The 19,675-nt window shown below is 58.6% G+C and carries 15 protein-coding genes; 5 read left to right on the forward strand and 10 right to left on the reverse strand.

Features of this window, described 5'->3' with window-relative positions:
- Positions 1-22: 22 nt before the first annotated feature.
- The 3 genes from AC6I79_RS03025 to pepA all read right to left on the reverse strand — a co-directional run bounded on the left by AC6I79_RS03025 (position 23) and on the right by pepA (position 5,238).
- On the reverse strand, positions 23-2,878 hold the full coding sequence (locus tag AC6I79_RS03025) for a valine--tRNA ligase (RefSeq protein ID WP_058757216.1): 2,856 nt from the start codon (positions 2,876-2,878) through the stop codon (positions 23-25).
- A gap of 5 nt (positions 2,879-2,883) precedes the next feature.
- Positions 2,884-3,342, reverse strand: coding sequence for a DNA polymerase III subunit chi (locus AC6I79_RS03030; RefSeq protein WP_021506718.1), 459 nt, complete (start codon positions 3,340-3,342; stop codon positions 2,884-2,886).
- 384 nt (positions 3,343-3,726) lie between these two features.
- Positions 3,727-5,238, reverse strand: coding sequence for a leucyl aminopeptidase (gene pepA, locus AC6I79_RS03035; protein ID WP_021506719.1), 1,512 nt, complete (start codon positions 5,236-5,238; stop codon positions 3,727-3,729).
- 267 nt (positions 5,239-5,505) lie between these two features.
- On the opposite strand from pepA, the gene lptF reads away from it, so the two are divergent.
- Both lptF and lptG read left to right on the forward strand, forming a co-directional pair.
- Complete coding sequence (lptF, locus tag AC6I79_RS03040) at positions 5,506-6,606, forward strand: LPS export ABC transporter permease LptF (protein WP_031279533.1); 1,101 nt, start codon at positions 5,506-5,508, stop codon at positions 6,604-6,606.
- The gene (gene lptG / locus AC6I79_RS03045; protein WP_021506721.1) at positions 6,606-7,682 is read left to right on the forward strand and encodes an LPS export ABC transporter permease LptG; all 1,077 of its coding nucleotides are present in this window, start codon (positions 6,606-6,608) and stop codon (positions 7,680-7,682) included. Before lptF ends, lptG begins: the two co-directional genes overlap by 1 nt.
- A 115-nt stretch (positions 7,683-7,797) precedes the next feature.
- Here lptG and AC6I79_RS03050 read toward each other — a convergent pair whose 3' ends face one another.
- The 3 genes from AC6I79_RS03050 to AC6I79_RS03060 all read right to left on the reverse strand — a co-directional run bounded on the left by AC6I79_RS03050 (position 7,798) and on the right by AC6I79_RS03060 (position 12,346).
- Positions 7,798-9,075 (reverse strand): DUF445 domain-containing protein, encoded by a 1,278-nt coding sequence (locus tag AC6I79_RS03050; protein WP_238561494.1) that lies wholly within the window; start codon positions 9,073-9,075, stop codon positions 7,798-7,800.
- Positions 9,076-9,098: 23 nt separating this feature from the next.
- Positions 9,099-10,601 carry a helicase HerA-like C-terminal domain-containing protein gene (locus AC6I79_RS03055; protein ID WP_058776585.1) on the reverse strand — a complete coding sequence of 501 codons (1,503 nt, stop codon included), beginning with the start codon at positions 10,599-10,601 and terminating at the stop codon, positions 9,099-9,101.
- 170 nt (positions 10,602-10,771) lie between these two features.
- Positions 10,772-12,346, reverse strand: coding sequence for an ABC transporter substrate-binding protein (locus AC6I79_RS03060; RefSeq protein ID WP_375140417.1), 1,575 nt, complete (start codon positions 12,344-12,346; stop codon positions 10,772-10,774).
- A 525-nt stretch (positions 12,347-12,871) separates the two neighbouring features.
- Between AC6I79_RS03060 and AC6I79_RS03065 the strand changes: the two genes are divergently transcribed.
- From AC6I79_RS03065 to AC6I79_RS03075, 3 genes are read left to right on the forward strand one after another with little or no spacing between them, the layout of a single operon-like run.
- Positions 12,872-13,603 (forward strand): gluconate 2-dehydrogenase subunit 3 family protein, encoded by a 732-nt coding sequence (locus AC6I79_RS03065; RefSeq protein WP_031279537.1) that lies wholly within the window; start codon positions 12,872-12,874, stop codon positions 13,601-13,603.
- A 32-nt stretch (positions 13,604-13,635) separates the two neighbouring features.
- Positions 13,636-15,405 carry a GMC family oxidoreductase gene (locus AC6I79_RS03070; RefSeq protein WP_021506726.1) on the forward strand — a complete coding sequence of 590 codons (1,770 nt, stop codon included), beginning with the start codon at positions 13,636-13,638 and terminating at the stop codon, positions 15,403-15,405.
- Positions 15,406-15,409: 4 nt separating this feature from the next.
- Positions 15,410-16,660, forward strand: coding sequence for a c-type cytochrome (locus AC6I79_RS03075; RefSeq protein ID WP_021506727.1), 1,251 nt, complete (start codon positions 15,410-15,412; stop codon positions 16,658-16,660).
- A 112-nt stretch (positions 16,661-16,772) separates the two neighbouring features.
- On the opposite strand, the gene AC6I79_RS03080 is transcribed toward AC6I79_RS03075, so the two are convergent.
- From AC6I79_RS03080 to AC6I79_RS03095, 4 genes are all read right to left on the reverse strand, one after another.
- Entirely contained in the window at positions 16,773-17,450 is a 678-nt protein-coding gene (locus AC6I79_RS03080) for a MarC family NAAT transporter (RefSeq protein WP_498027551.1), read from the reverse strand.
- 385 nt (positions 17,451-17,835) lie between these two features.
- On the reverse strand, positions 17,836-18,471 hold the full coding sequence (locus tag AC6I79_RS03085) for a hypothetical protein (RefSeq protein ID WP_498027552.1): 636 nt from the start codon (positions 18,469-18,471) through the stop codon (positions 17,836-17,838).
- A 95-nt stretch (positions 18,472-18,566) separates the two neighbouring features.
- Positions 18,567-19,046: a carboxymuconolactone decarboxylase family protein gene (locus tag AC6I79_RS03090; protein WP_021506730.1), complete on the reverse strand. Its 480-nt coding sequence runs from the start codon at positions 19,044-19,046 to the stop codon at positions 18,567-18,569.
- 12 nt (positions 19,047-19,058) lie between these two features.
- Positions 19,059-19,664 carry an FMN-dependent NADH-azoreductase gene (locus AC6I79_RS03095; protein WP_241798640.1) on the reverse strand — a complete coding sequence of 202 codons (606 nt, stop codon included), beginning with the start codon at positions 19,662-19,664 and terminating at the stop codon, positions 19,059-19,061.
- Between the last annotated feature and the right edge of the window lie 11 nt (positions 19,665-19,675).

Raw genomic sequence — 19,675 nt, forward strand, 5'->3', positions numbered from 1 at the left:
TTAAGCGTCAGGACTGAAGCGCTTACAATGCCGCAATCACTCCCTGCTGTTCAATCAGTTTTGCTTTTGATTGCTCCAGCTCGGCTACGCGCTCGCGCTCTTTCGCCACCACCGCTTCCGGTGCGCGCGATACAAAGCCTTCGTTAGCCAGTTTGGTCTGAATCTTCTCGATCTCGACATCCAGCTTCACCAGCTCTTTCGCCAGACGCTCCAGCTCGGCTTCCTTGTTGACCAGATCTGCCATCGGGATCAGCAGCTCTGCGCCATCAACAATCTTGGTCACCGAGACCGGACCTTTCTCGCCGGCTGGCAGAATGGTCAGGCTCTCCAGACGCGCCAGGCGCGACAGGAAGTTGCGGTTCTCTTCAACACGACGCTGCGCCGCCGGCGAGCAGTCGCGCAGCAGCACGTCGAGCGGCTTGCTCGGCGCGATGTTCATTTCGGCACGGATATTACGTACCGCCACAATCGCCTGCTTCATCCACTCGATATCGGCCTTCGCTTCCGCGTCTTCCTTCGCCGCGTCATACTGCGGGAACGGCTGCAGCATGATGGTATCGTGGTCGATGTTCTTCAGCACTTTCACGCGCTGCCAGATGGTCTCGGTAATGAACGGGATGATCGGATGCGCCAGACGCAGCAACGCTTCCAGTACCGTCACCAGCGTGTTGCGCGTGCCGCGCAGCTCCGCTTCGCTGCCGCTGTTCATCACCGGCTTGGTCAGCTCCAGATACCAGTCACAGAACTGGTTCCAGGTGAAGTCGTACAGAATGTTGGCAGCGATATCAAAGCGATAGCTATCCAGCGCTTCACGGTACGCTTTCACGGTGCTGTTGAATTCCGTCAGAATCCAGCGATCCGCCAGCGACAGCTTCAGCTCGCCGCCGTTCTGGCCGCAATCCTGATCTTCGGTGTTCATCAGCACGAAGCGGCTGGCGTTCCACAGCTTGTTACAGAAGTTGCGGTAGCCTTCCAGTCGCTTCATATCCCAGTTGATGTCACGACCGGTGGACGCCAGCGCGGCGAGGGTGAAGCGCAGCGCATCGGTGCCGGAAGGCACTATACCGTCCGGGAACTGCTTCTCGGTGCGTTTGCGAATCTTCTCGGCCAGCTGCGGCTGCATCATATTGCCGGTGCGTTTCTCCAGCAGATCTTCCAGCGAAATGCCGTCTACCATATCCAGCGGATCGATGACGTTGCCTTTCGACTTGGACATCTTCTGGCCTTCTTCATCGCGGATCAAACCAGTCATGTAGACGGTTTTAAACGGTACCTGCGGCTTGCCGTTCTCATCTTTGATGAAGTGCATGGTCAGCATGATCATGCGCGCAATCCAGAAGAAGATGATGTCGAAGCCGCTCACCAGCACGCTGGTAGGATGGAAGGTGCGCAGCGCTTCGGTATTCTCCGGCCAGCCCAGCGTAGAGAATGTCCACAGGCCGGAAGAGAACCAGGTATCAAGCACGTCGTCATCCTGGCGCAGCGTCACGTCGGCGGCCAGATTGTTTTCCTGACGCACTTCTTCTTCGCTGCGGCCGACATAGACGTTACCGTTGTTGTCGTACCAGGCCGGAATACGGTGGCCCCACCACAGCTGACGCGAAATGCACCAGTCCTGGATGTCGCGCATCCATGAGAAGTACATGTTTTCGTACTGCTTCGGCACAAACTGAATGTCGCCGTTTTCTACCGCTTCCACCGCGACTTTCGCCAGCGGGGCCGTGCGCACGTACCACTGATCGGTCAGCATCGGCTCGATCACCACGCCGCCGCGGTCGCCGTACGGCACCGTCAGATCGTGTGGTTTGATTTCGTCGAGCAGGCCGAGCTCGTCAACGGCGGCGACAATCGCTTTACGCGCGGCGAAACGCTCCATCTTCTGGAACTGCGGCGGAATTTCATCGGAACAGGCATCGCTGACTTCACCGTTGGTGTCGAACACTTCCGCACGCTCGCGGATGTCGCCATCAAAGGTCAGAATGTTGATCATCGGCAGCTTGTGACGACGGCCCACTTCGTAGTCGTTGAAGTCATGCGCCGGGGTGATCTTCACGCAGCCGGTGCCTTTCTCCATATCGGCGTGTTCGTCGCCGACGATCGGAATACGACGGTTCACCAGCGGCAGGATCACCTCTTTGCCGATCAGATCTTTATAACGTGGATCTTCCGGGTTGACCGCCACGCCGGTATCGCCCAGCAGGGTTTCCGGACGGGTAGTGGCCACCACCAGGTAATCTTTGCCTTCGGCAGTTTTCACGCCGTCCGCCAGCGGATAGCGAATGTGCCACATTGAGCCTTTGCTCTCGCGGTTTTCCACTTCGAGGTCAGAGATCGCCGTGCGCAGTTTCGGGTCCCAGTTCACCAGGCGCTTGCCACGGTAAATCAGGTTTTCTTTGTACAGACGGACGAAGACTTCTTTCACCGCGTTGGACAAGCCTTCATCCATGGTGAAGCGCTCGCGCTCCCAGTCAACCGAGTTGCCGAGGCGACGCATCTGGCGGGTGATGGTGCCGCCGGATTCAGCCTTCCACTGCCAGATTTTTTCGATAAAGGCGTCACGACCGTAATCCTGACGCGTTTTGCCCTCTTCAGCGGCGATCTTGCGCTCAACCACCATCTGCGTGGCGATACCGGCGTGGTCCGTACCTGCCTGCCACAGGGTGTTTTTACCCTGCATGCGCTGGTAGCGGATCATGGTATCCATGATGGTTTGCTGGAAGGCGTGACCCATATGCAAGCTACCGGTGACGTTCGGCGGCGGGATCATGATGCAAAAGCTTTCCTGGCTGGTATCGCCATTCGGTTTGAAGTAGCCCTGCTGTTCCCAGTGCTCGTAGAGCGGCTGCTCGATATCTTGCGGGTTATATGTCTTTTCCATATCTGCTATGTCGTTTGCGGCGGGGGTGGCGTCGCCGTATTCAATTGGAAACCAACGCTGCGATACGCTTTATAGCGGTCACGCGCCAGTTGTTTCAGGGATTCTTCATAAGGTACGAAGTCTATCACTTCATGGAAACCGGTAGCAAAATCTGCAAACTGCGGCAGCAGGCTGATCAGCAGATCGCGCGGTGCACTGCCGCGTCGCTGTGGCCAGGCCAGCTCAACCGGCGCGCCGTAGCGCGGGCCTTCGCCGGCCAGGTTGTGCGGCACAAAGGCGTTGGCCGGACGCTGCCACAGTGCCTCATCCAGCCGATTGGCCTGCTGTTCATCTTCGCAGGCAATCAGGATGCGCTTACCGTCTCGCCAGCGGCTGGCGGCCAAATCGCACACCAGCGCTTCGATGGCGCTTAAACCGTCGCTGGCGCTTTCAGACTCCATGACGAAGAAGGTGGCGTTTTTCATGGCAGGTTATTTCCATCAATGACAGTGGGGCGCATTGTGCGACAGTAAGATTGCGGCGTCCAATAATAAGGTCGCCATCAACGGCGACCCTGTAAACCGTGCGGCTGATAATCAGGTCGCCGTGAACGGCGACCCTACACCGTAGGGTGCGCATTCATGCGCACCGTATCAATGGCCGCACGGTATTTAACGCATTCATGCGCACCGTTTCAATGGCCGCACGGCGTCAAACGCATTCATGCGCACCGTATCAATGGCCGCACGGTATTTAACGTATTTATACGCACCATCACACCCGTAGGGTGCGCATTCATGCGCACCGTTCCAATGGCCGCACGCTTTCAAACGCATTCATACGCACCGTTGCAGCATTCGCCCCGGCTCTTAATCGTCGCCGTTCAGGCCAGCGCGGTTCAGCAGGAACTGCGACAGCAGCGGCACCGGACGGCCGGTCGCGCCTTTGGCTTTGCCGGAGCGCCAGGCGGTGCCGGCGATATCCAAATGCGCCCAGTTAAACTTGCGCGCAAAGCGTGCCAGGAAGCAGGCGGCGGTAATTGCGCCGCCCGGACGGCCACCAATGTTGGCCATATCGGCAAAGTTAGATTCCAGCTGCTCCTGATACTCATCGGCCATCGGCAGACGCCACGCGCGGTCGCCCGACTGCTCTGATGCGCTGATCAGCTCGTGCGCCAGCGGATTGTGGTTCGACATCAACCCGCTGACGTGATGGCCCAGCGCGATCACGCAGGCGCCGGTCAGGGTAGCGACGTCAATCACCACTTCCGGATCGAAGCGCTCAACGTAGGTCAGCGCATCGCACAGCACCAGGCGGCCCTCGGCATCGGTATTCAGCACTTCAACCGTCTGGCCAGACATAGTGGTCAGCACGTCGCCCGGACGCATCGCGCGTCCGTCCGGCATGTTTTCACAGCCCACCAGCACGCCGACCACGTTCAGCGGCAGATTCAGCTCCGCCACCATGCGCATCACACCGTACACCGACGCCGCGCCGCACATGTCATATTTCATCTCATCCATCGCCTCGGCAGGCTTGATGGAGATGCCGCCGGAGTCAAAGGTCAGCCCTTTACCTACCAGCACGATAGGGCGCGCATCGGCGTCGCTGCTGCCTTTGTACTCAATCACCGACATCAGCGACTCGTTGTGCGAACCGGCACCGACCGCCAGATAGGCGTTCATGCCCAGCTCTTTCATCTGCTGTTCGCCAATCACGCGGGTGGTAACGTTTTTGCTGTACGCATCGGCCAGCTGACGTGCCTGCGACGCCAGATACGCGGCGTTACAAATATTCGGCGGCATATTGCTCAGGTCTTTCGCCGCTTTGACGCCGGCGGCAACGGCCAGGCCATGCTGAATAGCGCGCTCACCGCTGGTCAGCTCACGGCGGGTCGGCACGTTGAACACCAGCTTGCGCAGCGGACGGCGCGGCTCAACTTTGTTGCTCTTCAGCTGGTCGAAGTTGTACAGCGCCTCTTTAGAGGTTTCTACCGCCTGACGCACTTTCCAGTAGGTATTGCGCCCTTTAACGTGCAGTTCGGTCAGGAAGCACACCGCTTCCATCGAACCGGTATCGTTCAGGGTATTGATGGTTTTCTGAATCACCTGTTTGTACTGGCGCTCATCCAGCTCACGCTCTTTACCACAGCCGATCAGCAGGATACGTTCGGACAGGATATTTGGCACATGGTGCAGCAGCAGCGTCTGGCCCACTTTGCCCTCCAGCTCACCGCGGCGCAGCAGCGCGCTGATGTAGCCATCGCTGATCTTATCCAGCTGCTCGGCAATCGGTGACAGACGACGCGGTTCGAAAACGCCAACCACAATGCAGGCGCTGCGCTGTTTTTCCGGGCTACCGCTTTTTACACTGAACTCCATGCACTCTCCTGAATCTTAAAGACAACGGCCTTAGCTGTCGTTAGAATGTAGCGCGTTCGTAACCCATTAATTTGTTGCGACGCCATGACAATTTAACGCCGGCGGCCATAATGAGTGGGGTGACAATGTGTTGTTTTTTCACCACCCTAACGCGTTCGTCATACTATTTTAGCTACCATGACGGCCATTGATGAAGAAAAATGGCTGATAAGCGTTGAAACTAGCGATTTTCCTGCAAAAAGACAAGTTTTCACAGGCGTACTAAGCGTGATCATCATTAGATATCTGGTTCGGGAAACGCTCAAAAGCCAGCTGGCTATCCTGTTCATCCTGCTACTTATCTTCTTTTGCCAGAAGTTAGTCAGGATTTTGGGTGCGGCGGTGGATGGCGAAATCCCAACAAATCTGGTTCTGACATTGTTAGGACTTGGCGTGCCTGAAATGGCACAACTTATCCTGCCCCTAAGCTTGTTTCTGGCGATTTTAATGACCCTTGGGCGGCTTTACACCGAAAGTGAAATTACGGTGATGCACGCCTGCGGGCTGGGTAAAGGCGTCCTGATTAAAGCGGCGATGATCCTGATGCTGTTCACCTCGCTGGTGGCGGCGGTCAACGTGATCTGGCTTGGCCCGTGGTCCTCGCGTTATCAGGATGAAGTGACACAAAATGCCAAAGCCAACCCGGGAGCGGCGGCGCTGGCGGCGGGGCAGTTCCAGACCTCCAGCGACGGCAATACCGTGCTGTTCGTCGAAGACGTGAAAGGCAACAAGTTCGGCAGTGTGTTCCTGGCGCAGCTGCGGCCGAAGGGCAATGCACGGCCTTCGGTGGTGCTGGCCGACAGCGGCCACATGGAGCAGCACAAAGATGGCTCGCAGACCGTGACGCTGGACAAAGGCACGCGCTTTGAAGGCACGGCGCTGCTGCGTGACTTCCGCATAACCGACTTCGTCAATTATCAGGCGCTGGTGGGGTACAAAGAGGCGGTGCTCGATCCTAACGATGCCGATCAGGCCGATATCAGCACGCTGATAAAAACCAAAACGCCGCAGTTCCAGGCGGAGCTGCACTGGCGTCTGACGCTGGTGTTCGCTGTGCTGGTGATGGCGCTGATGGTGGTGCCGCTCAGCGTGGTTAACCCGCGCCAGGGCCGCGTGCTGTCGATGCTGCCGGCAATGCTGCTCTACCTGATCTTCTTCCTGCTGCAGAGCTCGCTGCGCTCCAACGCGGCGAAAGGCCGGTTTGATCCGGCGATCTGGATGTGGGTGGTCAACCTGGCGTATCTGGCGCTGGCGGTGGCGCTCAACGTATGGGATACCGTACCGATGCGCCGTTTCCGCGCGCGCTTTAGCCGTGGAGGATCCGTGTGATGTTTAAGGTCCTTGACCGCTATATCGGCAAAACCATCTTCAACACCATCATGATGACGCTGTTCATGCTGGTGTCGCTGTCGGGCATCATTAAGTTCGTTGATCAGCTGCGTAAAACCGGGCAGGGCGCGTATACCGCGCTGGATGCCGGTTACTACACGCTGCTCAGCGTGCCGAAAGATATCGAGATCTTCTTCCCGATGGCGGCGCTGCTGGGCGCGCTGCTGGGGCTGGGCACGCTGGCGCAGCGCAGCGAACTGGTGGTGATGCAGGCCTCCGGCTTTACCCGTCTGCAGGTGGCGCTGGCGGTAATGAAAACTGCGATTCCGCTGGTGCTGCTGACCATGGCGGTGGGCGAATTTGTCGCCCCGCAGGGCGAGCAGATGGCGCGTAACTACCGGGCGCAGCAGCTGTACGGCGGCTCGCTGGTTTCGACGCAAAACGGCCTGTGGGCGAAAGACGGCAACGACTTTATCTACATTGAGCGCATTAAAGGCGACAACGAGATCGACGGCGTCAGTATCTATCGCTTTACCGACCAGCGGCGTCTGCTGAGCGTGCGCTATGCCGCCACCGCGGTCTGGAATAAAGATCGCAAACTGTGGGAGCTGTCGCAGGTGGATGAGTCGGACCTGAAAGATCCGAAGCAGATTACCGGTTCACAGAGCCTGAGCGGCGAATGGAAAACCAATCTGACGCCAGACAAGCTGGGCGTGGTGGCGCTGGACCCGGACGCGCTGTCGATCAGCGGTCTGTATAACTACAGTAAATATCTCAAACAGAGCGGCCAGGAATCCGGGCGCTACCTGCTGAATATGTGGGGCAAAATCTTCCAGCCGCTGTCGGTGGCGGTGATGATGCTGATGGCGCTGTCGTTTATCTTTGGTCCGCTGAGAAGCGTATCGATGGGCGTGCGCGTGGTCACCGGCATCAGCTTTGGCTTCCTGTTCTACGTGCTGGATCAGATCTTTGGGCCGCTGAGTCTGGTGTACGGTTTACCGCCGGTGCTGGGCGCGATTCTGCCAAGCGGCGCGTTCTTCGCTATCAGTTTGTACCTGTTGCTGAAACGGCGGTAGTGATGGTTGCAGGGGCGCGATTCAGGACGCCCCTGTCATTCCCGCACCGTTACCGTAGGGTCGCCCTTCATGGCGACCTTTTTTATTCATGCCAGCCAGGTCGATGCCCGCACCGTTAGCGCAACGTCTGCAGCCAACCCGGCAGCTGCGACAGCAAAAACAGCACCAGGCCAATGGTACCGCCCACCAGCGTGCCGTTGATGCGGATAAACTGCAAATCACGGCCAATGTTCAGCTCAATCTGTTGCGACATCTCGCGCGCATCCCAGCTCTTCACCGTATCGCTGATGTGACGGGTGAGAAACGCCGCAAACTCCGGCGCGACACTGCGCGCAGCGTCTTCCAGATGCTGATTCATTGAAGTACGCAGTGCTTCATCGGCGGCGAGCGTTTCGCCCAGCCACAGCGCCGCCAGCCGCACCCGCTCCTGCACGCGCGAATCATCACTGTTGAGGTCGCTCTTCAGCCAGCGGCGCAGGTCCTGCCACAGCTCGCCAATGTAACGGTTAAACGACTCATCCTCTTTCAGCCAGTGTTTGATGCTCTCAGCCCGTTCGGCCATCTCCGGATCGCTTTTCAGTCGCTCTATCAGGCGCTGTACCGCACGGTTAAAACCGAGGCGAAATTCGTGGCCCTGGTCGCGCGCCACTTCATCGAGAATCGAATCCACCGCGTTGGCGACCAGCTCGGCGCTGTGTTCGCCCAGCCATTCGGTCGGCAGCACTTTGGCTTTGATCGGATGTTCGCGTTTCAGCCAGCGCACAATCTGCAGCGCGATAAATTCGCGCGTGCCGGGTTTGTGCAGCAGACGCAGCAGCTGTTGCACCGCAGCGTCCAGCAGTTCCTGATGACGATTGTTTTTGGTCAGGCTGTCCAGCAGCAGCGTGCTGGACTGGGTCAGATCGACCTTATCCAGTGCGCGATGCACCGCGCGGCGCAAAAAGCGCTGAATACGCTGATCGTCGGTGAGATCGAGGAAACCGCGCATCACCTGCAGCAGGTGGCGACCAATGCGATCGGCGTTGCCCGGCGTATTGAGCCACTGCGCCAGCAGCTGTGACGGATCGTGGCGGCGAATCAGTGCCAGCAGCGAATCGGTATCGAGAAACTTCTCCTGCACGAAGCGGCCAAGATTCTCGCCGATGCGATCTTTATTGCGTGGAATGATTGCCGTATGGCGCGAGATGAACGGCACCGGCACGCGACGAAACAGCGCCACCACCGCAAACCAGTCGGCCAGCGCGCCGACCATCGCCGCTTCGGCAATCGCCTTCAGCCCCAGCACCCAGAACGTGGGCGGCAGAAACAGCGTCACGACAAAGGTCGCGGCGGCAATCAGCAGCAGCGACAGGGCCAGACGCTTGCTCCGTTTTAATTGTTGATATTTATCCATACCACGATCATAGCAGAGGGCGATTAACGGCGGCGTCCACCGAGCAGACTGCCCAGCACGCCGCGGATGATCTGATTGGTCACCTGGCGCGCCGCGCTTTTCGCCACGCTCTGTACCACGCCGTCGCGCTTGCCGCCGCGCGGCCCGGTGCTGCCGAACAGAATCTCTTTCAGTCCACCCAGAATGCCGTCATCCACCGCCACGCTATTGCCTTTGCTGGGCGGCGCATCGGCCTGCTGCGGCGCGGCCTGTACGCCCTGCTGCAACATTTCGAACGCCGATTCGCGATCGACGGCACTGTCGTATTTGCCGTACAGCGGCGAATGGTTGATCAGGCTGTTGCGTTCATCAGGAGTGGCCGGCCCCATGCGCGAGCCCGGCGCGATCACCATGGCACGCTGCACCATCGACGGACTGCCTTTCTCATCGAGGAAGGAGATTAGCGCCTCGCCGGTGCCCAGCGCCTGAATCGCCTCCACAGTATTAAACGCCGGGTTGGCGCGCATCGTTTCGGCGGCGCTTTTCACCGCTTTCTGGTCTTTCGGCGTGAAGGCACGCAGCGCATGCTGCACGCGGTTACCCAACTGACCGAGCACATTATCCGGAATGTCCGCCGGATTCTGCGTGACAAAGTACACGCCAACGCCTTTCGAGCGAATCAGGCGAATTACCTGTTCCACTTTCTCCAGCAGCACCGGCGGCGCGTCGTTAAACAGCAGATGTGCTTCGTCAAAGAAGAACACCATCTTTGGTTTGTCCAGATCGCCGGCTTCCGGCAGCTGTTCATACAGTTCCGCCAGCAGCCACAGCAGGCTGGTGGCGTAGAGTTTCGGCTGCTGATAAAGCTTTTCCGCTGCCAGGATATTGATGAAGCCTTTGCCGTCAGCGTCGCAGCGCATCCAGTCACGGATATCCAGCATCGGTTCACCAAAGAAGTGTTCGGCACCTTGCTGCTCCAGCGCCAGCAGGCCGCGCTGAATGGCGCCCACCGAGGCGCTGCTGATATTGCCGTACTGCGTCTGAAACGCTTTGGCGTTATCACCGATGTATTGCGTCATGGCGCGCAAATCTTTGAAATCCAGCAGCAGCAGGCCCTGATCGTCGGCGATACGGAAGATAATTTGCAGCACGCCGGACTGCACCTCATTGAGGCTGAGCAGTCGCGCCAGCAGCAGCGGGCCGAGATCGGACACCGTTGCGCGCACCGGATGGCCCTGCTGGCCGAAGATATCCCACAGCATCACCGGATTTTTCTGCGCCTGCCAGTCTGTGACACCAATCTTCGCCAGCCGCGCCAGCAGCTTTTCCGAGCCGTCGCCCGCGGCCGCAATGCCGGAAAGATCGCCTTTGACATCGGCCATAAACACCGGCACGCCGATGGCGGAGAAGGATTCAGCCAGCTTTTGCAGCGTCACGGTTTTACCGGTGCCGGTCGCGCCGGTTATCAGTCCGTGACGGTTAGCCATGGCGGGCAGCAGATGCAGTTGAAGGTCAGGCGTCTGGGCGATCAGCAGTGGGGTAGTCATGATGTTTGCGCTCTCCGGCATTGCGTAATGACTCAAAGAATAGCAAGCGGTGCGCGGGAGAGAGAGGGATATTTGGGTGAAAAATAAGGGGAGTTCCGGTTGCTGCCCGCGCGATCGGCCCTTCTCCCGCGGGCGGGAGAAGGCTGGAATGAGGGGCAGCGCGTACCGACCTACCTCTTCTCTACCGCATCGAAAAACAGCAGGCTCACGCCGATGCCCTGCTGCACGTGGCTGACGTTATTGCGCACCGCCACCTGCTGCGCGCCCTGTAGCATCACCACGAATGGAGAATCCTGCTGTACGCGCTGTTGCAGTGCGGTATACAGCGCGCGGCGCTGGCTGGCGTCGCTCTCACCGGCTGCGGTGCGCGTCTGCGCGCTCAGTTCGGGAATCTCCCAGCCGACGCGCCATGCAAGCGTTTTAGAACCGCCCGGCACGTTATAGGCAAAGGCGCTGGCGTTGGTATTCGGATCCACATAGTCCGCACCCCAGTAAATAAAGATCGACTGGAAATCACGGCCGCGCATTTTGCCCCACAGTTCCGATTCCGCCACCGGCTGCAGCTCAATCTGCACGTCGGCTTTGGCAAAGCTGGCCTGCAGCGCCTGCGCCACGTCGATGTACGGCGGCTGGTTGATCACCGTCAGCGAGAACTTGCTGCCGGGCCTGATACCGCCCTGCGCCAGAATCGCTTTGGCTTTGGCTACATCGTAATGGAACGGCTGATTCTCCAGCGCGCCATCAAAGCCTTGCGGCAGGAAGCTCTGGTGAATACGGTACTGGCCTTTCAGCAGATCGCGTGAAATGGCGTTGTAATCCACCAGCCAGCGCGCCGCCTGCCACAGCGCCGGGTTACCCAGCGCCGGCTGCGCTTTGTTTTGCGTATTAAACGCCAGGTAATAGACCAGGCTCGACGGGAATGCCTCGATGCGCAACTGCTTGTCGTTTTTCAGCGCATCGATCTGGTCCGGGCCCAGCTGGTACGCCACATCGACATCGCCCTGCTGAATCAGCAGGCGGCGTGCACCGGCATCGGCGACGCCTTTCAGCAGGATGCGTTTCAGCTGCGGCTGCGGGCTGGCGTGCGGATTTGCGCTCAGCACCAGCGCCTGCTGCGGCACATATTGCTGGATGCTGAATGCGCCGCTGCCCGCGGAGTGAGTGTGCAGCCAGCCGTTGCCGCTGTCGTTGGCGGTGATGTGCTGCTGCACGGTTTTGCTGTCCACCACCGAGGCCACCGGCGCGGTCAGCAGGCGCAGCGCCAGATCCTGACCAATCTGCGCTGGCCACTGAATCTCCAGCTGATGATCGTTCACAACCCGCAGCTGGCTGGCGATGTTGTCCGCCGTCCAGCCAAACTCAGCGAGAATAAACGACGGGGCTTTGTTGAGCTGCACCGCGCGCGTCAGCGAAAACACCACGTCCTGCGCGGTCACCGGGTTACCGCTAACGAAATGCGCATCCGGTTTCAGATTGAACACCAGGCTGTGCGGCGTGCTGCCGGGCTGCCATGAGGTGGCGAGCAGCGGCGCGAGTTTTTGTGGCGCATCGCGATCGGCCTCTACCAGCGTCTGATAAATGTTGCGCTGCACGCTGTTACTGACGGTCTCAAAACTTTCTGCCGGGTCGAAGCTGATAATGCCGTCGAGCGGCACGGCCACCACCAGCGTGTCTTTTGGCGTGGCGGCCTGCAGGGCAAAGGCGCTGCTGAATAAGGTGAAGAACAATAAGAGTGCTCGCATCATGATTATCCTGAGTAATTGATGCGACGACTTTATCGCTGTCGCGCTGCTGGCTAAATGCCGGTTTGTTCTGAGCTGTGCCGGAAATAACAATTAATACCGGCAATTAACTAATCGGTTATTTTGTGCGCGCGCTGCCATATTCAGGAAATAAACCGCTCAGACGTTGCGCATTGAGCCAATAAGCGGTTATTGATCAGAATAAGCTCTGGTATGGAAGTATGATTTTTTCTGATTAATTAAGCTGAGCGACTATTTCTCACGCCGATTTGTTTCAGTCATTTGCCCAGTCTCTGGCGCTAATCTCCTGGCATTTGTACGGTTAAAAGCGCAATTCCCGCTGCGAAAGCGCGTCCACAGCGCCTGGCGACTTTTCGTCAGGTTGATGGTTTCTCATCAAAACACATTTCTAATTTAATGCTTACATCCTGAAATATCTGTATCCATAAGATTGCCAGCTTGTTTGCCGATTTATAAATCTATTAACAAAAATAATTCCCTTTCTTAGCAAGTGAGAGTCGTCGCGCCATGCTTTTAGAAAAACCGACCACCAGACGTAAGTTTTTACTTGGGTCGTTGCTGGCTTTGCCATTAAGCGACCTGGTTTTAAAAGGACTGACTGCAGCCCAGGCTGCGGAAATGGCAGCACCGGACCTTGCCGACTATAAACCGATCTTTTTTAGCGCTGAGGAGTGGCAATTTATTCTGGCCGCGACCGATCGCCTGATCCCTGCCGGTGGCAACGGCAAAGCGCCGGGTGCGCTGGAAACCAATGTGCCGATCTTCATTGACCAGCAGCTGCACAGCCCGGAGTTCGGCGCAGAGATCTACCTGCAGGGGCCGTTTGACGTGCACGCGCCCGCCACCATGGGCTATCAGATCCCGTTCACGCCGCAGCAGATGTATCGCACCGGCATCAAACTGGTGGAGCAGTGGACGCAGAGCACCTACCACAAAGCGTTCTCGCAGCTGACGCTGGCAGAGAAAGACGCGGTGCTGACCAAAGTGAATAAAAACGACGGTATCGACTTCGCCGCGCTGGGCGAACCGAACCTGAAAGCCTCGCAGTTCTTCAGCCAGCTGCTTTCCGATACCAAACACGGCTACCTCGCTGACCCGATGTACGGCGGCAACAAAGGCATGAAAGCCTGGATCGCCATCGGCTTCCCGGGGGCACGCGCCAGCTTCACCGAGTGGGTGAAGCAGCATAACGTGCCGTATCCGCTCGGACCGGTCAGCCTGATGGGCGAACGCGCCTGAATCCCCGTATTTGGTATGTGAGACAGAAAAACATGGCACAGATTACAAAGAAAGAAGTCGACGTCGTGGTGTGCGGCCTCGGCTGGGCCGGCTCGCTGATGAGTATCGAGCTGGCAATGGCCGGTCTGGACGTGCGCGCCCTTGAGCGCGGTGGCGAGCGCGACTACCCGGATTTCGCTTACCCGAAACCGGCCGATGAGTACGCCTATAACGTGCGCAACAAAGTGTTCGCCACGCCAAAAGAAGTGGCGGTCACCGTGCGTTACAACATGGACCAGACGGCGCTGCCGACTCGTAAATGGGGGGCGTTTGCTCCAGGTACCGGCGTCGGCGGCGCGGGCATGCACTGGACAGCGGTACTGATTCGCCCCACGCCCACCGATATCAAACTGAAAACCTACGTCGATCAGGCGTATAAGCCCGGCATCCTGCAGGATGACATGCGCGTGATGGATTTCCCGTTCACCTGGGATGAGATCGAGCCGTATTTCTACAAATTTGAGCTGATTTGCGGCCAGTCTGGCACCACTGGCAATCTGCGCGGGCAAATTCTGGAAGGTGGCGATCCGTTTGAAGGCCCGCGTTCTGAGCCGTATCCGCTACCGGCGCTGGACGATACGCTGAATAACGTGATGTTCAAAGAGGCAGCAAAGAAGCTGGGCTATCATCCGTTCCCGAACCCGTCAGCCTGCGTCTCGCGCGCGTGGAAAAACCCGTACGGCAACCAAATCGCTCCCTGCAACTACTGTGGCTACTGCTCGAAATATCCTTGCCTGAACTACTCAAAAGCCTCGCCGCAGACGGCGGTGATGGACGCGCTGAAGCGCATGCCGAACTTCTCCTATGAAGTGCATGCGGAAGTGTACAAAGTGGTACTGCACGACGACGGCAAAACCGCGAAAGGCGTGCTCTATTTCGACGCTGATGGCAACGAAGTGTTCCAGCCGGCGAAGATTGTGGTGCTCTCCAGCTTCCAGCTGTACAACGTGCGCCTGATGCTGCTGTCCGGCATCGGTAAGCCCTACAACCCGATCACCGAAGAGGGTGTCGTCGGGCGTAACTATGCGTTTCTCTCCAACGGCGGCGCCACGCTGTTCTTCAAAGACAAGAACTTCAACGCCTTCGCCACCGCTGGCGCGACCGGTCAGATGTTTAACGACATCTCGCCTGGCAACTTCGACGGTCCGGGACTCGGCTTCCTCGGCGGCGCCAAAATCCACAGTTCGCAGGCGACCGGTACGCCGATTGGCACTGCGCTGCCGAAAGGCACACCGAGCTGGGGCATGGGGTACAAAGAGGGGCTGGAGCAGTGGTACAACCATTCGATGAAGATCAGTATTACCACCACCTGCCAGTCGTACCGCGATATCTATCTGGATCTGGATCCGCACTACACCGACCATCGCGGTCAGCCGCTGCTGCGCATGACCTTTAACTGGAAACAGAACGAGCTCAAGCTGCAGCAGCACCTGAAAGGCATCGTTGGCGACATCGCCAAAGAGCTGAATCCGGACAGCATGAGCATGAGTTTCCTGCCGATGGGCGCTGACTTTGACCTGACCAAATACGTCTCTACCCACAACGTGGGCGGCGCGGTGATGGGCGACAACCCGAAAACCTCGGCGCTGAACAAGTACCTGCAAAGCTGGGATGTGCACAACGTGTTTGTGCCGGGCGGTAACGCCTTCCCGCAGAACTTCCAGGCGAACCCGACCGACACCATCGGCGCGATTACCCTGATGGCGGCGCAGGCTATCAAAGAGCACTATTTGCAGAATCCCGGCCCACTGGTACAGGCATAAGCACATGAAATTAAAATCATTGTTAATCGCTCACGCGGTGCTGCTGGGCAGCTGTGCGGTGCAGGCGCAGGCAGCAGATGACGCATCACTGATTAAAAAGGGCGAGTATCTGGCGCGCCTCGGCGACTGTATGGCGTGCCATACCGTGGCGGGCAAAGCGGATTACGCCGGCGGACTGGCGATTGAGTCGAACCTCGGCACCATTTACTCCACCAACATCACGCCGGATAAACAGCACGGCATCGGCAACTACAGCGAGCAGCAGTTCTCGGATGCGGTGCGCAAAGGCGTGCTGCCGGACGGATCGCGCCTCTACCCGGCGATGCCGTACCCGGATTACGCCAAAATCAGCGATGAAGACCTGCACGCGCTGTACGTCTATTTCATGCAGGGCGTGAAGCCGGACAGCGAACAGCCGCCGGAAACAAAGCTGAGCTTCCCGTTCAGCCAGCGCTGGGGCATGCGTTTCTGGAACTGGGCGTTTACTTCGGACAAACCGTTCCAGCCGATTGGCGGCGCGTCAGCGGAGGTTAATCGCGGTGCTTACATCGTGGAAAGCCTCGGCCACTGCGGCAGCTGCCACACGCCGCGCGGCATCGGCATGAACGAGAAGGCGCTGGACAGCAGCGACGATCGCTTCCTCGCCGGCGGCAGCCTGAATAACTGGGAGGTGCCGTCGCTGCGCGGTGTGCCACGCTGGAGCGAGCAGGAGATTGTCGATTATCTGCAAACCGGACGTAACGATAAAGCCGCGGTGGGCGGCGAGATGACGTCGGTGGTGGAGCACTCCAGCTCGCACATGACGGATGCCGATCTGCAAGCGATTGCCGCTTACCTCAAGTTCCTCGGCGGCAATCCACCGCTGCAGGCGTACGACGTGCAGGCGCAGCAGAAGACCGAAGCGAAGCTGACAGCGGCGAAGAATCTGTCCGAAGGCGAGCGTCTGTATCTCGACAACTGCGGTGCCTGTCACTTTGTCACCGGCAAAGGCGCGCCGGGGATCTTCCCGGAGCTGGATCAGGCCACTATCGTTAATGCGCAGGACCCCAGCGGGTTGATTCACACCATTCTGGCCGGTGCGCAGCAGCCCTCAACGGAGAAAGCACCGTCGACGCTGGCGATGCCGCCGTTTGCGTATCGTCTGACCGATGATGAAGTGGCGCAGCTGGCCACCTTTATTCGTCAGGGCTGGAGCAACCACGCGCCGGCAGTGACGAAAGAACAGGTGGCGGATGTGCGGAAAACGCTGCACTAAAACGTAGCGGCGCGAACTGGCGCGCTGTCCTGATGGCAATGCCCGGCGTCGCGAGATGGCGGGCATTGCGCGATGAATCGCACCGCTAGCGTACGGTGCGATTTTTTATTGTTTAATGAAAGATGTGCGCCACTTCCAGCACGCCGTTGATGACAAACTGCACGCCCATACACACCAGTAAAAACCCCATCAGGCGCGAAATCGCTTCGATGCCGCCTTTGCCGACCAGCTTCATGATGGCGCCGGAGCTGCGCAGCGAAATCCATAAAATCACTGCCACCGCCAGGAACGTCAGCACCGGCGCGATGGCCACCACCCACGCGGGGAAATCGACGCCGGCTTTCACCGTCGAGGCTGAACTGATGATCATCGCTATGGTGCCCGGTCCGGCGGTGCTCGGCATTGCCAGCGGCACAAAGGCGATATTCACCGTTTCGCGCGGATCGTCGCTGGCGTCGAGTTCATCCAGCTTGTGTTTGGCCTCCACCGAATGCCCGACCGGTTTGGCGGGAAACAGCATGCGAAAGCCGATAAAGGCGACAATCAGCCCGCCGGCCATGCGCAGGCCGGGAATCGAGATGCCAAAGGTGTGCAGCACCGCGTTACCGGCGTACCAGGCGACCATCATAATCAGGAACACGTAGATCGACGCCTGCAGCGCCTGGCGATTGCGTTCCTGAAAGTTCATGTCACCCGCGAGGCCGAGAAACAGCGCCACGGTGGTTAACGGGTTAGCAAGCGGCAAAATCACCACCAGGCCGAGCCCAATGGCTTTGAACAGTTCCAGCATGATTTATTCCCTGGTTAATATCAGGCGCGCAGCTGCCAGCGCAACGGTCGCCATGAATGGCGACCCTACAGTATCCTGTGCACCGATTTTTTCGTAGGGTGCGCATTTATGCGCGCAGCTGCCAGCGCAACGGTCGCCATGAATGGCGACCCTACAGTATCCTGTGCACCGTTTTTTTCGTAGGGTGCGCATTTATGCGCGCAGCTGCCAGCGCAACGGTCGCCATGAATGGCGACCCTACAGTATCCTGTGCACCGATTTTTTCGTAGGGTGCGCATTTATGCGCGCAGCTGCCAGCACAACGGTCGCCATGAATGGCGACCCTACAGTATCCTGTGCACCGATTTTTTTCGTAGGGTGCGCATTTATGCGCACCTGGACAGCATCAATGCTTCGGCGTTTCCATCGCTTCCAGCAGCTCGGGGAAAAAATCTTCCAGCAGATCCGGCGTCATCAGCTCGGGGTAATGAATCAAATGCTCGCGAATGCGTTCATTCACGTCTGGCAACAGGCGCTGGGCGGCGTCGCTGGCGCTGATTTTCTTCTGCTTCATCAGGCGCAGCACGTCATCCGGCAGGTTATCCTCATCTTCCTCGCTCTCTACGCCTTCCAGATCGTCCAGCTCATCCAGCAACTCCATCAGCGCTTCAATCTGCGGCGTGCGTGACTGATACTCTGCCGGCTTCTCATTCTCCAGATAGCGCAGCAGCGCGCGCACCGGCGAGCCGTCCGGCGTGGCGGGCGGTTCACTGGCGAACCAGCTAAGCAGCGCATGCTGGCTCACCTGATGTACGTGATAACCGTTGTCCACCAGCTCATCGGCGAGGATATCGGCGGTGTCGTGCTCAATCAGGCAAATGTGGGTGCGACCCGGCGTGAACTGCTCCAGCCACTGATAAATCTCCTCAATCACGCTGTCGGCGTAATGAAACGTCTGGCTGAGGTAGCTGTCATCCGGCTGGTGAACGCAGATGCGAATCAGGTCGGGATCGAAGTAAATCGCAATGTTGATGCCTTTCATGCGCGGTGTCCTGTGTGGTGCAAAACCTCACTATAGCGTCAGGGCGCGCAGAAAAACATGCTATCGCCAGCAGCCGCAGCCACTGGCGATAAAAATTACCGCAAATCAGCACGATCCAGCCCGTAAGCGCTGTCGAGCGCGCCGGGTGCCATCTGCGACAGGATCATCAGCCGGTTCCAGGTATTGATCACCGCGATCTTAAAGGTCAGCTCGCTGATCTCCACCTCGGAGAAGTGCGCGCGCAGCTCACCGTACAGCGCCTCGTCAACGCCGTGCTCGCCAATGCGCGTCAGCGCTTCGGTCAGGGCAAAGGCGGTTTTCTCGCGCGCGCTGAACAGCGGCGATTCGCGCCAGATCGCCACATGGTGCAGCCGCAGCTCATGCTCGCCGTCAATCGCCGCCTGCTTGATGTGCATGTCAAGGCAGAACGCGCAGTGGTTGAGCTGCGAGGCGCGGATATCCACCAGATGCCTGAGCGACTTCTCCAGCGACGCGCTGGCGACGCTATTCGACAAATCCGACATCGCTTTGGCCAGCGCCGGGGTGGTTTTGAAATGGTTAACGCGTTGAGTCATGATTTTCCTCCGTCAGAACAGACGTTCAATGGTTTCGAGTGCTTCGGGTAACGCGCGGGCACGGCTGAGCGGGTCGTGCGTGCCGTCGACGCGGATAAACTGCACATCGCTGATGCCGATGTACGCCAGCGCCGCGCGCACGTACGGCGTGAACTGGTCATCCTGCATAAAGGGCCCGTGGGCAAACACGCTGCCGCTGGCCATCACGCAGTAAACTTTTTTGCCGCTCACCAGCCCGACTTTGGTGCCTTCGGGGGTAAAGGCGAAGGTGCGGCCGGCGCGGGTAATATGATCGAACCAGGCTTTCAGCACCGACGGCAGCCCGAGGTTCCACATCGGCGATGAGATAACCAGGGTGTCGCAGGCAAACAGCTGATCCACCAGCCGTTCCGAGGTGCGAATGGCGTTACGCTGCGCTTCATCACGCGCCTCCGGTGGGGTAAAAAAAGCCCTGATGGTGAAAGCATCGAGATGCGGCAGCGGCTGTTGCGCCAGATCCAGCACCGTCTCGTGCAGATCGTGATGGCGGCTGCGCAGCTTTTCGATCAGACGCGCTGAGGCGATGCGCGACGCCGATCCCGCCAGATCCGGGCTGACTTTAATGTGCAGCACATTCATGCAGTGGTTCC

The sequence above is a fragment of the gamma proteobacterium symbiont of Scutellera amethystina genome, from assembly GCF_059730845.1.

What these genes read in the sequence shown, in the direction of transcription:
- AC6I79_RS03065 (WP_031279537.1), top strand. Translation starts at nt 12,872, where the DNA reads ATGCTTTTAGAAAAACCGACCACCAGACGTAAGTTTTTACTTGGGTCG.
- AC6I79_RS03085 (WP_498027552.1), bottom strand. Translation starts at nt 18,471, where the DNA reads ATGAAAGGCATCAACATTGCGATTTACTTCGATCCCGACCTGATTCGC.
- AC6I79_RS03090 (WP_021506730.1), bottom strand. Translation starts at nt 19,046, where the DNA reads ATGACTCAACGCGTTAACCATTTCAAAACCACCCCGGCGCTGGCCAAA.
- lptG (WP_021506721.1), top strand. Translation starts at nt 6,606, where the DNA reads ATGTTTAAGGTCCTTGACCGCTATATCGGCAAAACCATCTTCAACACC.
- AC6I79_RS03070 (WP_021506726.1), top strand. Translation starts at nt 13,636, where the DNA reads ATGGCACAGATTACAAAGAAAGAAGTCGACGTCGTGGTGTGCGGCCTC.
- AC6I79_RS03060 (WP_375140417.1), bottom strand. Translation starts at nt 12,346, where the DNA reads ATGATGCGAGCACTCTTATTGTTCTTCACCTTATTCAGCAGCGCCTTT.
- AC6I79_RS03025 (WP_058757216.1), bottom strand. Translation starts at nt 2,878, where the DNA reads ATGGAAAAGACATATAACCCGCAAGATATCGAGCAGCCGCTCTACGAG.
- AC6I79_RS03080 (WP_498027551.1), bottom strand. Translation starts at nt 17,450, where the DNA reads ATGCTGGAACTGTTCAAAGCCATTGGGCTCGGCCTGGTGGTGATTTTG.
- AC6I79_RS03095 (WP_241798640.1), bottom strand. Translation starts at nt 19,664, where the DNA reads ATGAATGTGCTGCACATTAAAGTCAGCCCGGATCTGGCGGGATCGGCG.
- AC6I79_RS03055 (WP_058776585.1), bottom strand. Translation starts at nt 10,601, where the DNA reads ATGACTACCCCACTGCTGATCGCCCAGACGCCTGACCTTCAACTGCAT.
- AC6I79_RS03075 (WP_021506727.1), top strand. Translation starts at nt 15,410, where the DNA reads ATGAAATTAAAATCATTGTTAATCGCTCACGCGGTGCTGCTGGGCAGC.
- AC6I79_RS03050 (WP_238561494.1), bottom strand. Translation starts at nt 9,075, where the DNA reads ATGGATAAATATCAACAATTAAAACGGAGCAAGCGTCTGGCCCTGTCG.
- pepA (WP_021506719.1), bottom strand. Translation starts at nt 5,238, where the DNA reads ATGGAGTTCAGTGTAAAAAGCGGTAGCCCGGAAAAACAGCGCAGCGCC.
- AC6I79_RS03030 (WP_021506718.1), bottom strand. Translation starts at nt 3,342, where the DNA reads ATGAAAAACGCCACCTTCTTCGTCATGGAGTCTGAAAGCGCCAGCGAC.